This window comes from Psychrobacter sp. AT9 (genome assembly GCF_047272965.1).
Classification (GTDB): Bacteria; Pseudomonadota; Gammaproteobacteria; order Pseudomonadales; family Moraxellaceae; genus Psychrobacter; species Psychrobacter glaciei.
Genome location: NZ_JBKOTW010000001.1, coordinates 1,991,461 through 2,006,845, shown reverse-complemented (window position 1 = coordinate 2,006,845; position 15,385 = coordinate 1,991,461). Strand labels below are relative to the sequence as shown.

Here is a 15,385-nt window from a genome sequence, read left to right as displayed (position 1 = left end):
TTATGAGTGACCTCACAGAAAGTACAGGTGCATTAGATACGTCAGATGGCATTTATTTTGCACCGTTACTGCCGTGGCAGAAAACTCTGTGGTCGCAGTTGACCAAGCGGGTATCAACGTCGCAACAGTCTTTGCCTCATGCAATGCTCGCAGCAGGGATGCAAGGTATGGGCAAGCGTGCTTTTGTATGGCGTTTGGTTGCTTGGTTGTTGTGTCGTCAGCGTGATACTCATCCATTTGGTGCTTGCGCCGAGTGTGAGAGCTGCCAGTGGCTCAGATCCGGTACGCATCCAAGCTTACAAGTGCTTCCTATCGTCAGTATGCCGGTCAGTGTGGAAAATACAAGTAATAAAGAAGCTGCCAGTAGTAGTGCTAAAGACAAAAAATCTGCCAAAGCCGCTAGCAATAGTGCTCTTAAAATAAAAGTTGATGATATTCGTGCGTTGCAGCCTTTTATTTATCAAGGCGGGCAAGGTATGCGCATCTGCGTGCTAGATCATGCCGAAAAAATGACGGTTGCTGCTGCCAACGCGTTGCTTAAGACTTTGGAAGAGCCGCAAGCGCAAGTTCATTTATTTTTACTCAGTGATACGCCAGCGCAGCTATTACCGACCATTAAAAGTCGGGTTCAACAGCTGCCACTTCAGACCATTGAGCCTGCTACTGCCGTTGAATATGTGACGCAGGCGCTTGGGTCTACGGTCAATCGTGAAGCGGTCGGTACAGCGGCAATTGAGCAACTTATCCAACTGGCAAATGGTGCGCCTTTAGCGGCGATAGCGCTGGCGCAGGCACCTTGGTATAGTAAGCGTGCATTGTGGCTGACGACGTGGCAAGCACTACGTAGTGGCAAACGAAGTAGCATAGCAGCCAGCGATTATTGGCAAACCCAGCTTAGTATCATAGAGTTTATCCAGCTGTCTGAGCTGATGCTGCTTGATATGCGCCGTGTTTGCTTGGGGCTGAGCGAACTGCAAAAAGATATCAGTCTCTCAGTAGCATTAGACACTTATCAGCCTACTGACAGTGGTTTAGAAGGCTTTGCGACTAGCCTACAGCAGACCAAAATTGCCCTACAACAAAATGTGCAAGAAAAATTCGCCTATGATAAGCTAATGCAAGAATTGGCCTATCTATAGTCAATCCACTGTAGAAATTAAGTGCAGCAGGACTAAGAAGATTAAGACCAAGATTAAGATGCTCACTTATTATTTGGTGATCTATTAATGCGTTGGTCTAGCTATGATTTATCACTTATAAAATACCTCAAAACTCATTTATAAAGGAAGCTGACTATGGCAATGCCAGGGCGTGGCGGGATTTTAACCTGCCATATGGAAGATATCGAAACGTTATACGCCAGCTATTTATCCTTTGTAAATAATGGTGCCTTGTTTATTTCCTCTGATCGCGTACAAAAGCTGGGCGATGAGGTGTTTATTGCGGTGACTTTACCCAACTCTAGCGAGCGCTTACCGATGAATGGTAAGGTAGTGTGGATTAGTTCTAAAGTTCAAAGCGGTCGTCCTGCAGGTTTTGCGGTGCAGATTGGCACTGATATCGCAGGGCAAAGAATCAAAAATGAAGTCGAGCGCTTATTGGCTGGTAAAATAGACAGTTTGCAGTCTACTTATACCATGTAGCGTGTCTGTCTATTCGTGCGCTTATCTACTGAAATAACGATGGGTTTCAAGATAGATAGTAAGATAAAAAACACCACCTTATATATGTATAAGGTGGTGTTTTTTTAAGTAAAATATGACTGGGTTAAGTGAGGTTAAGCAAAGCGGGAATGTGTTTTAGTAACGCGGCGGCACATACATATCGTCTGGAATCGGCTCACGATAGTACTCATCATCACGCTTGCGCTCGGGTAGTTCTACCTCATCGCGCGGCACTTCTTTATAAGGAATTTGCTCCAGTAGATGCGCAACACAATTTAGCCTCGCGCGCTTTTTATTATTACCTTCGACCACCCACCACGGTGCTTCAGGGATATGAGTACGCTCAAACATGGTCTCTTTTGCCTTGGTATAGTCCTCCCAACGCCGCCGTGATTGCAGATCCATCGCTGAAAGCTTCCACTGTTTAAGAGGATCATGAATGCGGCTCATAAAGCGTGAATGTTGCTCATCATCAGTAATCGAAAACCAGTATTTGACCAAGCGAATACCAGAGCGTACTAGCATGCGCTCAAATTCGGGCACCGACTGAAAAAACTCTTCATACTGCGCATCCGTACAAAACCCCATGACGCGCTCGACACCCACACGGTTATACCAACTACGATCAAAAAGTACAATCTCACCAGCGGCTGGCAAGTGCGCCACATAACGCTGAAAATACCATTGTGATTGCTCACGTTCCGTTGGTGCAGGCAGGGCAGCGACCCTACAAACGCGCGGGTTTAATCGCTGAGTGATACGCTTGATGGCACCACCTTTACCTGCAGAATCACGACCCTCAAATATCACCACAATACGCTCACCACGAGCCACTACCCAGTCTTGTAACTTGATAAGTTCTCGCTGTAGTCGCACTAACTCTTGAAAATACATACGGCGATCGAGTCTTTCTTGCTCGCTCATTTCCCGACCATCAAACCGAAAGTCTCGCATGTAATCATCGATTTCGTTCTCAAGCTCTTCGTCATAGGTATCAATCAAGTCTTGATGCATCTTACGGCGCAGCTCATCATCAAAGACTTCCTTATCCATGCGACCAATAAAATTGGCCTGCTCAGATGAGGTGAGCTCATTACGCTCTTGCGCGGTCAATGAATTGGGTTCAATCGCTGAGGGTATTTTGCTCATATCAAGCTCCAGATAAATGATGTCATGGTTATTATTGATTATTCTTACTTTATCATATCTGCTAGCAGTGCTATGCGTTGGCTACGTTTCATTATTGTGTTGCCTGACGGTTTCTGACCGAATTTACAATTCTTAATGGACAGAAGATAGGCATAAAAAAACACCCTCTAATCCATTGATTAAAGGGTGTTTTAAAACTCTAAACTATTTATTGCCAAGTTACCTCAGCTAGAAATTTACTTCTCTAGGATGCAAGTCACACCTTGACCACCCGCGGCGCAGATAGAGATAAGCACACGTCCTGAGCCTTTTTGATCCAGTAGTTTCGCAGCCGTTGCTAAGATACGACCACCAGTGGCAGCGAAAGGATGCCCTGCCGCAAGTGATGAACCATTCACATTGAGCTTGCTACGGTCGATAGAGCCTAGTGGCGCGTCAAGACCTAGACGCTCTTCGCAGAACTTCTCATCTTCCCAAGCAGTTAATGTTGATAATACTTGTGAAGCAAAAGCTTCATGAATTTCGTAAAAATCAAAATCCTGCAACGTCAGACCAGCACGTTCAAGCATACGCGGTACGGCATATGCAGGTGCCATTAATAAGCCTTCTGTCGTGCCAGATTTGCCGATGAAATCCACAGCAGCTGTTTCTTGATGGACGATATAAGCCAATGGCTTCAGACCATGCTCTTTTGCCCATTCATCCGTACCCAGTAGTACACAAGAAGCACCATCAGTTAGCGGCGTAGAGTTAGCAGCCGTCATCGTCGGGTTAGCATTCTTTCTGCCAAATACTGGCTTTAATTTACCCAGTTTTTCTAAAGTGGTATCCGGACGCAAGTTATTGTCGCGCGTTAGACCTTTATATGGAGTGATTAGGTCATCAAAGAAGCCTTCATCATAAGCGCGCGCTAGGTTTTGATGGCTATTAAAAGCAAGCTCATCTTGTGCTTCACGGCTGATATTCCATTCAAGTGCAGTGATGGCTTGATGATCGCCCATCGATAAACCAGTACGTGGCTCACCATTTTTTGGCGCATCGAGTAAGTCTTTTGGATTTAAGCCCATTAATGCTTTTAGACGTTGTTTGTTGTCTTTAGCAGCACCCAATTTGATAAGGACTTTACGTAGGCCATCGCCAACTGCGATAGGGGCATCAGACGTAGTATCTACGCCACCAGTAATGGCTGAATCGATAAGACCAAGGGCGATTTTATTAGCAGAAGCAAAGGTCGCTTGCAAGCCAGTACCGCAAGCTTGTGAGATGTCATAAGTTGGGGTATGTGGGTTCAGATCGGTGTTTAGTGTGGCTTCACGAGTTAGGTTGATATCGCGGCTTAGTTTCATAACGGCACCAGCGACGACTTCACCGATTTTTTCGTCTTGCAAATTAAAACGCTCAACCAGACCATTCAATGCAGCGGTTAGCATATCTGTGTTGCTGACGTCTGCATATGAGCCGTTTGAGCGTGCAAATGGGATACGGTTGCCACCTAAAATTGCGACGCGGTTTAGACCAGAAGCAAGCTTCGTAGCGCTTGATTTTTTAGCAGAGGTAGCGGTCTTTTTGGCAGCAGGAGTATCGACTTTATCATCAGCGGCTTTTTTACTGGTAGTGTCTTTAGCGGCACTTGTTTTAGTGTCGGTGCTGCTGGTTTTCTTAGCCGTCGCTTCTTTCTTGTTGCTATCTGGCTTAGCATTATCTATTGGCTTAGCGCTATCTGATTTGGTACTGCTTGATTTGTTATCGGTAGACTTTACGACAGTGCTTTCAACAACAGGACTCTCAGGGTGATTATTTTTATTACTCATAATATTATCCTTAAAATATTGGCAGAAAAAAAGAAGGTAGCCCTTAAAAAGGGTTACTAATTAAAATGTACTGCTTAAGTTGCTTGCAGGTATTACTTAATGATTTAATGCAATGAGCAAATGTTATCATTTATGATGCCGTCTAGCTGTGTATCATAAGACGTTTTTGCTGCCTTACTGTATGTCTTTAGCAAACTATGTGACACTTATTTAAGCTCAGTAATCTCTCAGTCCACTGATAGCTATAAAAGCAGCCATGATATTTCTTAGAATGATAACTTTCGTAGACTGGCTAGTATTGATTATTAGCATTGCATAACGGCACGTTTGATAATATATTGTTATCGATAAATGCATTTGCCATAACTTATAGGTCTGATTTTAGCACAACATGGCGATTTTTAAATCTAAAAAAAGAGACTGTCTTGTATACTGGCTTGTCTACAGATTGTTATAGACATTGTTGGCTTTTGGACTTGTTTACCATGTGAGTGTATAGTTAAGGCAGTTTTGTACCCATTTACTAAATATAAATAATTATGATGCTGATGAGTCTTTATACTTGTTGGTGTTTGTATGAGTGATTATAAAAGACAAATTCCATTTTTCATTTACTCTTATCTTAACCTTTCGTTATAGGAATTATATTATGTCAGACCGTTATGGTGATTTTGTTCAATCTTCTATTGGTAAAAAAGTCGCAAAAAACTTAGGCTTGCCTATGCCAGTAGAGCTTGACCGTTTTGATAGTGGCCAGCCTTTGGTACGCGGTAGCGTCTTGGTTGGTCGTGCTAATGGCGATGATAAAAGCGTGAGTGCTTCTGTTGCACGTATCTTGTCAGATGTACATGCTGATGTGTATGTAAACAGCAGTGATGACATCAAAGATGCGCTTTCTGATGCGGGTGTTGAAGCTAAATCCAATACGGGCGGCGATGATAAGTTTAAAGTATTGCTTTTTGATGCCAGTAATATCAGCAACGCCGATCAGCTCAAAGAAGTTTATGAGTTTTTCCATACGGTGGCTCGCCGCGTAGAACAATCAGGTCGAGTAATCATCGTTGGCCGTACGCCAGAAAACTTGACTGACATCGAAGCAGCATTGGCACAACGTGCGCTTGAAGGCTTTGTAAAATCGGTTGGTAAAGAGTTTAAGCGCGGCGTTACCGCACAACTTATCTACGTTGAAGAAGGCGCAGAGCAAAACTTAGACTCAACCTTGCGCTTTTTCACGTCAGCTCGCTCAGCTTATGTGTCGGGACAAGTGATACGTGTCAGCACAGGCGATAACGTTGATGTCGATTGGACACAGCCTCTAGGTGGCAAGACCATGCTAGTCACTGGTGCAAGCCGCGGTATTGGCGAAGCCATCGCGCGTGTATTGGCTCGTGAAGGCGCTCATGTTATCTGTCTTGATGTCCCGCAGCAGCAAGCTGACTTGCAAAAAGTCGCCAGCGAAATCAGTGGTTCTGTATTGACCGTTGACATTACCAGTGCTGATGCAGGCAAAGAAATCGCAGAAGCGGCGCAAAATCGTGGCGGTCTAGATTCCATTATCCATAATGCTGGCGTGACGCGTGATAAGACCTTGGCAAAAATGGATGAGAAAAAGTGGGACATGGTCATCAATATCAACTTAGGTAGTATCGCTAAGCTGAACCGCTATTTACTTGACAATGACGTCCTAAAAGACAATGCGCGCATCGTTTGCGTCTCATCAATTTCAGGTATCGCTGGTAACATGGGTCAGACCAACTACGCGACTTCGAAAGCGGGTGTGATTGGTTTGGTTGATGCCACTGCTAAGCAACTAGAAGACAATGCCAAAGGCATGACTATCAACGCTGTTGCCCCAGGATTTATCGAAACTCAAATGACAGAAGCCATCCCATTTGCTATTCGTGAAGCGGGTCGCCGTATGAACTCAATGAGCCAAGGCGGCTTACCAGTTGACGTTGCTGAAACCATCGCATGGTTTGCATCTCCTGCTTCTGGCGGTCTAAATGGCAACGTGGTACGTGTTTGTGGTCAAAGCTTGCTGGGTGCATAGCCTTGAGTACATAGCCCTAATTTATTTGTAGGTATAAGTGATGAGGTTGCTCATACTAAATATGTGATATAACCTATTATTTTTTATTTACCTCACATATGCTTACGAAAAAATTGCTGATAAATTGTAATAAAGCTGCCCAAGGGTGGCTTTTTTATGATAAAAACACAGGAACCATAAGCCAAATTGTTTTTCGTATTGATAAGTGCCTATACTGTTCATGAGAATAGCTATGAGACTGGCTATCAATGTATTAATGTATTAATGTGCTAATTGATGACAGGCTCCAGTACTTATAACTCCAGTACTTATAAAAAACATCGTTCAATAATAGGCTTAATCAACGACTTCATAGCATTTTAATATGCATTAAAAAATCAGCTTGAGCCACACTTAGGATTTATTATGTCAGACAAACATTATGATGCGTTGCCAAAAGCGCATACGACTTACGCCAATATTGTGAAAAGCCTATTGCCTATTGGCAATAGTGACAAAATCAGTAAAGATCAACTGCCGCAAGCGACCTATTATGTGGATGACCTGCACATTGATCAGGGCAATCTAAATGATTATCGTAAGATTTGCGGTTTTTCTGATAATGGTAAAGTGCCCATTACTTATTTTTCAGTGCTGTCACAGTCGCTGCAAATGAACATGATGGTCAAAGAGCCATTTCCGTTTGCTATGCTAGGTCTAGTACACGTGGATAATAGCGTGACTCAATATCGTCCTATTGGTGAGCGTGAGACTGTCGCTATGTCGGTCGCCTTTGATAACTTGCGTGACCATGCACAAGGTCAACAGTTTGACTTCGTGACGACGATCAAGTCAGAGGACGAAGTCATTTGGGAAGGGACGTCAACGTATCTGTCCCGTAGTAAAAAATCAGACAGCAGCAAAGATAAAAAAAGCACCCCGCGTCCAGTAACGGTGAAGCCAGAAGTGAACGCAGACGGTGTGCACAGCATCTTTGAAGTGCCAGAAGATATCGGTCGTCGTTATGCCTTTGTTTCAGGTGACTTTAATCTTATCCATTTGCATCCGCTATCCGCGCGCGCGTTTGGCTTTCCTAAAGCGATCGCTCATGGTATGTGGTCAAAGGCGAAGTGCCTTGCCATGATGGACGAGCTACCTGACGCCTGTACGATTGACGTTTCATTCAAATTGCCTATCTTTTTACCCGCTGAAGTAGAGCTTATCGCTGAGCCAGTAGCGCAGCTTGACAATGCAGACGATACTTGTGAATTTGGTTTATATAGCTCTAAAAATGATAAGCCGCATTTGGCTGGTGTCGTTAAATTGCACAATAACCATTAATGAGCCGTTGGTAAAATGACCATCAGTGACCCAAATAGCTTTTATCTCAATAGCCCAATCTAACGAACAAATTTATAATTATGACTTCACATACAGCAGCAATAAATGCAGATCAACCTAATAGCCTAGCAGTTACTGATAATAACGTTCTAGATAATGGTGTCGATCTCGCCACTATGTTTGACCCTTACTTTCGTCCTGATGCAAACACCATTGTGTGCGGTGCGCTCGATGAGAAAAAAGTAGCGGCTTTGGCCGAAGCTGGGGTTGAGCTGGTCATTAACTTACAGCCCAATGACGAGTTGAGCTTTGATGAAGCAGCAGCAGTCGCGCAAGCTGGCATGCATTATGAGCATTTGCCTATCAACGGCGTTGCAGACTTAAAGCAGCTTAAAATATTGGCATTTGATAACATCTTACGCCAACATCATGGCAAAAAAATAGCCATGCATTGTGGCTCTGGTAATCGAGTAGGGGCCGCCATTGCTCTGCGTGCAGGATGGCTTCGTGGTCGTAAGATGGACACTGCCATGGAGCGTGGTCGCAGCCATGGCTTGACGAAGCTTGAAGACGAAGTTTATAAGCGTTTGCTAGTACCGCGCTAAGACATAAAGATGATAAAGTGTTATTGAGCAGCACTGAGTAACAAAAAGGCGACCAATAGGTGGCCTTTTTTTGACACTTAGCAATTATAAAAAATGGAGCAGGAAAACCATGACTGACAACAATAAAAAAACCAATCAGAATCTTGACCAGCAAATCGATGGCGAGTTTCAGAAACGCATGCAGCAATTATTGACTGATTTACAGCTTGACGACGCGCCCGCTGGCGGTGCTGTGGTTGTCTATCAGGACGGTAAATGTATCGCTGAGGCGCGCGTGGGCATGGCTCGTCCGGACATGTCATGGCAGCCTGATACCTTGGCGATTAACTTTTCTACTGGTAAAGGCGTATTGGCAACGCTGGTGCATGTGTTGGTTTCGCGGCAGCTGCTTGCTTATGATGAGCCGATTGCCAGCTATTGGCCAGCCTTTGCTGCCCAGCATAAAAGTGCTGCTACGCTACGCAGCGTTATGTCGCATCAAGCAAATTTGTTTTCTATTCAGAGTATTGACGCAGACAGCGAAGCGTTGCTCGATTGGCAATTGATGCTCAGAAAAATTGCCGCAATGTCAGTCACTGCACCTGAAGACGCCGAGTTATATGAAAGCGCTTACAGTGCTTTAGTTTATGGCTGGGTATTAGGCGGCGTCATAGAAGCCGTCACTGAGATGTCATTGGCTGAGGCGCTGCGTCATTATCTGACTGAACCATTGGGTATCGCCGACAGTTGTTATTTCGGCGTGCCTGCTAGCAAAGTCGATCAAGTGGCGATGCTGGCCAAAAACTTTGCTGGGTCAAATGAGGACAGCTCACAGCTAGGTAATAGACGTCATAAACCTACTATAAAAGCAGACTCACCAGAGACGATACAAACTTATGCAAATCTGCCCAGTTATGGGTGTTGGCAGCAGCAAACACTAGCAAATAAAGAAACGGCAAATACAATTCAGGATGATGAGAAAAACAACCTATCTACATTAGACACCGCTCGTATTAATGGTTTATATTTCAATACGAGCAAGCTTAATCTAAGAAATTATAAATCGGCACTCATACCCGCCAATAAACAACCTATTGACTATTACCAGCGCCAGACACTACAGGCAGCCATTCCAGCAGCCAATGGTGTTGCCTCAGCGCAGGCACTGGCCACCATCTATGCGATGTTGGCTAATGGAGGGAAATGGCAGGGACGCACGCTTATTGATAGTGCTACTTTTGAGCAACTATCGACACCGCAAGTCAGAGGACTAGATGCCGTTATGCCAGCGAATATGGATTGGCGCTTGGGTTATCATCGACTATTTAGCATTTGCCAAAACGTAGACAGTGAGATGCTAAAGGCAAACCAGCAAGGATTTGGGCATATGGGTTATAACGGTTCAGTGGCTTGGTGTGATCCTGCGCAGCAATTGTCCTTTGCTTTTATTCATAACTTTGATACCACGATGCTCAATGATGTGCGTCAGTTTGCCCTAACGGAAGCCGTGCTTAGCTTAGTCTATTCGAAGCTTTCAAAGCGCTAGACAGACCTTAAGGTTAATGTAATTTATTGGGCGCTATTTTGAGAAGTCTTGTTGCGCTAAGACCATGGATAAAAATTGAAGCCAAAATCACAATCGAACAGACGACCCATAATTTGAGCGCATCTTCCTCGCCGAAAAAACCTTGATTGAGCGCGTAAGACAAATAATATAGCGTGCCAATACCGCGAATGCCCAATGCAGAAATGGCATACTTTTCGGCGTGTGGGATGTTCAGACCTGACAACGCAATAAACCCACCGATGGGTCGTATCAATAATAAAAAAGTGAAGCTAACAATGTAAACGCGCCATGTCAGCTCAACACCTGACTGCAATCCTTGACCAAGAAACATACCGAAAGCAACCAGCACTAGCGACATGAGCAAACCTTCTGACTGTTCTGCAAAATCATGGAGCTTGTGGTGATAACTGTGTTTATGCTCTGAACGCCGGAAGGCAAAAGCCGCGACAAATACAGCAATAAAACCATAACTATGTATAAATTCTGCTGACCCATATGCCACTAGTGTTAGGGCAATGACCACATAACCTTGAGAAATGGTCGTTTCGTGGCTGTGCTTTGAAAACACCAATTTTGCCAATAGTTTACCGACAACAATACCCACCACCAAGCCTGCGCCAATTTTCCACAGCACATCATGAGTAAACCACGACCAGAGCATCTCACCCGTAAAACGCTGACCTTCGCTAAAAGCCTCTGCTATTTTAATGGCCAAATAAACGAATGGAAATGCCAGTCCATCATTCAATCCGGCCTCTGAGGTCAAGGTAAAGCGCGGCGTATCTTCACCGCCCGTATTTGGAGGCCCCACTTGAATACTAGAGGCCAGCACGGGATCGGTGGGTGCCAATACAGCGCCTAGCAAGATTGCCGCGCCCATACTCAGACCAAATGCATAATACCCCAACACTGCCATAGCAAAGATGCCAATCGGCATGGTGATAAGTAACAAGCGTACGGTAGGGCGCCATAGTTTCCAAGACAGCTCAGTATCAATCTTAATACCGGCACCGACCAAAGAAACCAATATCACAATTTCAGTCAATTTCTCGACGATTAAACCATTATCAAGTGGATTCAAAAATGACAATGTCGTCCACGAATACCCCATGAGCAAGCCAAAGCTGACCTGTAGCATAGGTAAGGAGATGGGTGTCCGCTTAAAAATAATAGGAAACAACGCCCCTAATAAAAAGGCGATGCCGCAGACCAATAAAAATAAGTTATAGTGTTCAATCATAACGTTCAATACGTCCCAATTATCTTGATCTAAAACAACCTGTATGAACGATAAACAGAGTCGCCATCACCAAGCCTTATCATGACGTTAAAATTTTTTTATTACCGCAAAAAAACGTTATTGAAACGTCTGCTACGTTGTTTTTTGGTGAAAAAAAAGCCTGCATCGCGCAGGCTTAGGATGATAATAATAAATATGTCTTAAAAACGGGCCACTAAGATTTTTGGCTTAGCGCTCAACTTGACTCACATCGCGTACCGCGCCAGTATCGGCACTGGTGGTCATTGCCGCATAAGCACGTAGGGCAGGAGAAACATGGCGCTCACGACTGACGGGTTTCCACGCATCGCGGCCTCGAGCTTCCATGACTTCGCGGCGAGCGGCCAATTCTGCATCGCTTACCTGCATATTGATAGTACGGTTAGGGATGTCAATATGGATGGTATCGCCTTCTTCAACCAGACCAATTGCACCGCCTTCAGCTGCTTCAGGGCTGGCATGACCGATCGAGAGGCCTGATGTTCCACCAGAGAAACGACCGTCAGTCAGTAGCGCACACTCTTTACCCAAGCCTTTAGACTTAAGATAAGTCGTTGGATAGAGCATTTCTTGCATACCAGGGCCACCTTTTGGACCTTCGTATCGAATGATGACCACATCGCCTGCAACGATATCGTCAGCCAATACCGCAGCGACGGCATCATCTTGTGACTCAAAGAGTCGCGCGCGACCAGTAAACACTAAAATACTGTCATCGACACCAGCGGTCTTGACCACACAGCCACGCTCAGCGATATTACCGTACAGTACCGCAAGGCCGCCATCTGCTGAGTAGGCATGTTGGGCACTGCGGATACAGCCTGACTCACGGTTGACGTCAAGGTTTGACCATTCTTTTGACTGTGAGAAGGCTTCAGTGGTGCGTACGCCACCAGGTGCTGCTATATAGCGTGCGCGTGCCTCAAGATTGTCAGGATTCATAATATCCCACTTATCAATCGCTTCTTTCATTGTCGCACTATGAATGGTCGGCAAGTCAGTTTTCAGTAACCCTGCACGATCAAGCTCGGCCAACAAGGCAAAAACGCCGCCAGCACGATGCACGTCTTCCATATGGTATTTTTGCGAGGCAGGAGCGACTTTTGCAAGACAAGGCACACCGCGGCTTAAGCGGTCAATATCATGCATTTTAAAGTCAATTTCTGCCTCATTAGCAGCAGCTAGCAGATGCAAAATAGTATTGGTCGAACCGCCCATGGCGATATCTAAGGTCATCGCATTTTCGAAAGCGGCTTTGCTGGCGATTGAGCGTGGCAATACTGAATCGTCATCTTGCTCATAACGGCGCTTGGCAAGCGAGACAATGGTGCGCCCCGCTTCTAAGAATAGCTCACGACGTAGTGAGTGAGTTGCCAGTAGTGAGCCATTACCAGGTAATGCCAAGCCTAAGGCTTCGGTCAAGCAGTTCATCGAGTTGGCAGTGAACATACCAGAGCACGAGCCACAAGTTGGGCAAGCTGAGGCTTCAATTGCGGCGACATCTTCATCACTAATGCTGTCATCAGCGGCATCCATCATCGCATCGACAAGATCAAGCTTACGAACGGCACTGCTGTCACTACCATCAGTGTTGTGGCTTTTACCAACCGTACTGGCTAGAATTTTGCCCGCTTCCATTGGGCCACCTGAAATAAATACCACTGGAATATTAAGGCGCATGGCAGCCATCAACATACCCGGAGTGATCTTGTCGCAGTTAGAGATACATACCAAGGCATCTGCGCAGTGAGCATTGACCATGTATTCAACAGAATCCGCAATCAAGTCGCGACTCGGCAATGAATACAACATACCGCTATGACCCATCGCAATACCGTCATCAACGGCAATAGTATTGAACTCTTTTGCCACGCCGCCTGCTTGCTCAATCTCGCGAGCGACCATTTGCCCCAAGTCTTTTAGATGCACATGACCAGGTACAAACTGGGTGAAGGAGTTGGCAATGGCAATAATTGGCTTGCCAAAATCGCCATCAGTCATACCTGTTGCACGCCATAGGGCACGTGCACCTGCCATATTACGACCACCAGTAGAGGTTTTTGAGCGATAATCCATGTGATATTCCTTACAAATAAGCGAGATTTATTAACGTGTGCAGCATCAGCTTTGATGCGGATAGTGTGCTTTTTATGCAGAGTGAGTACTAGTGAATAATACTAATTCGTTACCATACCATTAGCTATGAATAACTGAAAATAATGCATAGACAATCATAAAGGAGTTGTGGTTAAAACACTACTCAAGGCGTTCTAAAATTGCCGTGTCAAACCATGGTAGCTCGGCTTTATCCGCTTCTAATTTGGCAATGACAGTTAATGCATGAGAGGATAGTAGTTGTTGATAGTCAGCACTAGCCTCAATAGTTAGTAATGGCTCTTCAGTGTTGCCTTGCTCATCGATACTCATTAAAGTTTGCTTGTCGTTTTTATATAGAACATCAACGCGACCAAAAAACTGCCAGTCTTTAAAAGCAGCTGTCATCGCATCTTCTGCATCTTTGGTATATATTTGCTGCGTCTCTTTGCCCGTATTGGTCCAATGTAGACGTACGGCTAATTGCAGTGCCTCACTAAAGACCACCAACGAGCCAATCACTTTGACATGCCAAGGACTGGACAATAAATCATTAGAAATATCTAAGAGAGTCGCAGCTTCAGCAGCAGTCATGGGTGTGTTAAATTGAGCAAGTAAGGTAGGTGTCAGCGGATGCGTCTGTTTAATAGCGTCATCCAAGCTATCATAGTGATATAAGAACGGCAATGGCAAGTCTTGCGTGACCGTCTTTTTACTAATTTTGCAATTATGAATCCGCCAGCTAATGGTGGTATCTGTTAAAGCCTCTGCCAAGACAATCGTATTTGGATTTATCTTTAGGAGATTATTATTTTGAGTGTCACTTTGATCGCTACTGACAACAGCAACTTGTTCATCGCTTGCAGATGTAGGCGCATCTGTGTTGTCGTTGAGGTTATGAGTTAATAGCGTATCTGTGTCATGCGATGTGGTGGTATTGTCTGATAATTGAGTCGGCAAGGCAGTCAAATTCATAACTCCAGCGTTAGCAAAATAGGGGGTTAATATAACATTTAATAGGGGATGCTCGCCAATAAATTAGCGTGTTTGAATGGTCTGTCAGTACAAAAATAAATTTGATTTTTTCACTTATAGTCAGTGAAAATTAATATCAGCAGTATCGTCGCGTTTTTGGGGTATTTTGACTATATCTGCTGCTTGTACTTAACCCGCATTTCGTCCACTATGTTGCAGATGACATATTCACTACTCAAAATCATAAAATAACCAAAAGGAATAATAATGACTGAAGTTAACCAACAAGCTGATTATGACGATAACAACATTTTTGCCAAAATGCTAAACGGTGATATCCCGTATCACAAGGTTTATGAAGATGATAAAACCCTCGCTTTTATGGATATCATGCCGCAAGCAGAAGGGCATGTATTGGTCATCCCTAAGCAAAAAGCGGTTGATTTGGCAGATCTTGAACCTGATTATGCCGCTGCAATACTAATGACATCCAAAAAGGTCATGCAAGCGCAGCGCCAAGTGTTTGAGCGTGAGGGCGTTATTCAGATGCAGTTGAATGGCTCACAAGCAGGTCAAACGGTGTTTCATTACCATGTGCACCTGATTCCATCGAGCATTCATGAGTTGGGTCGCCATGCAGTGACGCAAGCAGATCATGAAAAACTGGCGGAAATTGCCAAGCAACTTGCGGCAGTGATTGCTGCTCAATAATATATGTCTTCAACGAAGAGTTTTTGAGAGTTCCAAAATAGATAAAAAGGTCGCTAGCAAGCGGCCTTTTTTGTTGCTTGGTAATAGTCATGTAACAATAGTTAAAGTAATGTTACAAGATAAGGGCTTATCTGGGGTTCAGACAAAGAGTGTGATACAAATTATATTTTGTTAGGCACAT

At 44.5% G+C, this 15,385-nt stretch carries 12 protein-coding genes; 7 read left to right on the top strand and 5 right to left on the bottom strand.

Features of this window, described 5'->3' with window-relative positions:
- Positions 1-2 precede the first annotated feature (2 nt).
- Positions 3-1,139, top strand: a complete 1,137-nt coding sequence (locus ACMFL8_RS08395) for a DNA polymerase III subunit delta' (protein ID WP_413190670.1) — start codon at positions 3-5, stop codon at positions 1,137-1,139.
- 156 nt (positions 1,140-1,295) lie between these two features.
- Positions 1,296-1,643, top strand: a complete 348-nt coding sequence (locus ACMFL8_RS08390; protein WP_189581546.1) for a PilZ domain-containing protein — start codon at positions 1,296-1,298, stop codon at positions 1,641-1,643.
- Between the two features lie 156 nt (positions 1,644-1,799).
- Here the strand turns inward: ACMFL8_RS08390 and ppk2 are convergent, their stop codons facing one another.
- Entirely contained in the window at positions 1,800-2,813 is a 1,014-nt protein-coding gene (ppk2, locus tag ACMFL8_RS08385; protein ID WP_228293107.1) for a polyphosphate kinase 2, read from the bottom strand.
- Positions 2,814-3,049: 236 nt separating this feature from the next.
- Positions 3,050-4,624, bottom strand: a complete 1,575-nt coding sequence (locus tag ACMFL8_RS08380; RefSeq protein ID WP_189581549.1) for an acetyl-CoA C-acetyltransferase — start codon at positions 4,622-4,624, stop codon at positions 3,050-3,052.
- Between the two features lie 649 nt (positions 4,625-5,273).
- On the opposite strand from ACMFL8_RS08380, the gene ACMFL8_RS08375 reads away from it, so the two are divergent.
- The 4 genes from ACMFL8_RS08375 (at position 5,274) to ACMFL8_RS08360 (ending at position 10,124) form a co-directional block, all read left to right on the top strand.
- Positions 5,274-6,674: a 3-oxoacyl-ACP reductase gene (locus ACMFL8_RS08375; RefSeq protein ID WP_189581552.1), complete on the top strand. Its 1,401-nt coding sequence runs from the start codon at positions 5,274-5,276 to the stop codon at positions 6,672-6,674.
- A gap of 405 nt (positions 6,675-7,079) precedes the next feature.
- Entirely contained in the window at positions 7,080-7,994 is a 915-nt protein-coding gene (locus ACMFL8_RS08370; protein ID WP_189581555.1) for a MaoC family dehydratase, read from the top strand.
- 80 nt (positions 7,995-8,074) lie between these two features.
- On the top strand, positions 8,075-8,599 hold the full coding sequence (locus tag ACMFL8_RS08365) for a serine/threonine protein phosphatase (RefSeq protein ID WP_413190669.1): 525 nt from the start codon (positions 8,075-8,077) through the stop codon (positions 8,597-8,599).
- A gap of 109 nt (positions 8,600-8,708) precedes the next feature.
- Positions 8,709-10,124 carry a serine hydrolase domain-containing protein gene (locus ACMFL8_RS08360; RefSeq protein ID WP_413190668.1) on the top strand — a complete coding sequence of 472 codons (1,416 nt, stop codon included), beginning with the start codon at positions 8,709-8,711 and terminating at the stop codon, positions 10,122-10,124.
- A 13-nt stretch (positions 10,125-10,137) separates the two neighbouring features.
- Here the strand turns inward: ACMFL8_RS08360 and ACMFL8_RS08355 are convergent, their stop codons facing one another.
- The 3 genes from ACMFL8_RS08355 to ACMFL8_RS08345 all read right to left on the bottom strand — a co-directional run bounded on the left by ACMFL8_RS08355 (position 10,138) and on the right by ACMFL8_RS08345 (position 14,493).
- Positions 10,138-11,385, bottom strand: a complete 1,248-nt coding sequence (locus ACMFL8_RS08355) for a cation:proton antiporter (protein ID WP_413190667.1) — start codon at positions 11,383-11,385, stop codon at positions 10,138-10,140.
- Between the two features lie 228 nt (positions 11,386-11,613).
- Positions 11,614-13,500: a dihydroxy-acid dehydratase gene (gene ilvD, locus ACMFL8_RS08350; RefSeq protein ID WP_189581564.1), complete on the bottom strand. Its 1,887-nt coding sequence runs from the start codon at positions 13,498-13,500 to the stop codon at positions 11,614-11,616.
- A 180-nt stretch (positions 13,501-13,680) separates the two neighbouring features.
- Positions 13,681-14,493 carry a hypothetical protein gene (locus ACMFL8_RS08345; RefSeq protein ID WP_413190666.1) on the bottom strand — a complete coding sequence of 271 codons (813 nt, stop codon included), beginning with the start codon at positions 14,491-14,493 and terminating at the stop codon, positions 13,681-13,683.
- A 267-nt stretch (positions 14,494-14,760) separates the two neighbouring features.
- Here ACMFL8_RS08345 and ACMFL8_RS08340 point away from each other — a divergent pair, with 267 nt between their 5' ends.
- Complete coding sequence (locus ACMFL8_RS08340) at positions 14,761-15,204, top strand: HIT family protein (RefSeq protein ID WP_010198228.1); 444 nt, start codon at positions 14,761-14,763, stop codon at positions 15,202-15,204.
- The last annotated feature ends 181 nt before the right edge of the window (positions 15,205-15,385 follow it).

Excerpts from the sequence above, each read along its gene's own strand:
- ACMFL8_RS08395 (WP_413190670.1), top strand. The coding sequence starts at position 3 with ATGAGTGACCTCACAGAAAGTACAGGTGCATTAGATACGTCAGATGGC.
- ACMFL8_RS08390 (WP_189581546.1), top strand. The coding sequence starts at position 1,296 with ATGGCAATGCCAGGGCGTGGCGGGATTTTAACCTGCCATATGGAAGAT.
- ppk2 (WP_228293107.1), bottom strand. The coding sequence starts at position 2,813 with ATGAGCAAAATACCCTCAGCGATTGAACCCAATTCATTGACCGCGCAA.
- ACMFL8_RS08380 (WP_189581549.1), bottom strand. The coding sequence starts at position 4,624 with ATGAGTAATAAAAATAATCACCCTGAGAGTCCTGTTGTTGAAAGCACT.
- ACMFL8_RS08375 (WP_189581552.1), top strand. The coding sequence starts at position 5,274 with ATGTCAGACCGTTATGGTGATTTTGTTCAATCTTCTATTGGTAAAAAA.
- ACMFL8_RS08370 (WP_189581555.1), top strand. The coding sequence starts at position 7,080 with ATGTCAGACAAACATTATGATGCGTTGCCAAAAGCGCATACGACTTAC.
- ACMFL8_RS08365 (WP_413190669.1), top strand. The coding sequence starts at position 8,075 with ATGACTTCACATACAGCAGCAATAAATGCAGATCAACCTAATAGCCTA.
- ACMFL8_RS08360 (WP_413190668.1), top strand. The coding sequence starts at position 8,709 with ATGACTGACAACAATAAAAAAACCAATCAGAATCTTGACCAGCAAATC.
- ACMFL8_RS08355 (WP_413190667.1), bottom strand. The coding sequence starts at position 11,385 with ATGATTGAACACTATAACTTATTTTTATTGGTCTGCGGCATCGCCTTT.
- ilvD (WP_189581564.1), bottom strand. The coding sequence starts at position 13,500 with ATGGATTATCGCTCAAAAACCTCTACTGGTGGTCGTAATATGGCAGGT.
- ACMFL8_RS08345 (WP_413190666.1), bottom strand. The coding sequence starts at position 14,493 with ATGAATTTGACTGCCTTGCCGACTCAATTATCAGACAATACCACCACA.
- ACMFL8_RS08340 (WP_010198228.1), top strand. The coding sequence starts at position 14,761 with ATGACTGAAGTTAACCAACAAGCTGATTATGACGATAACAACATTTTT.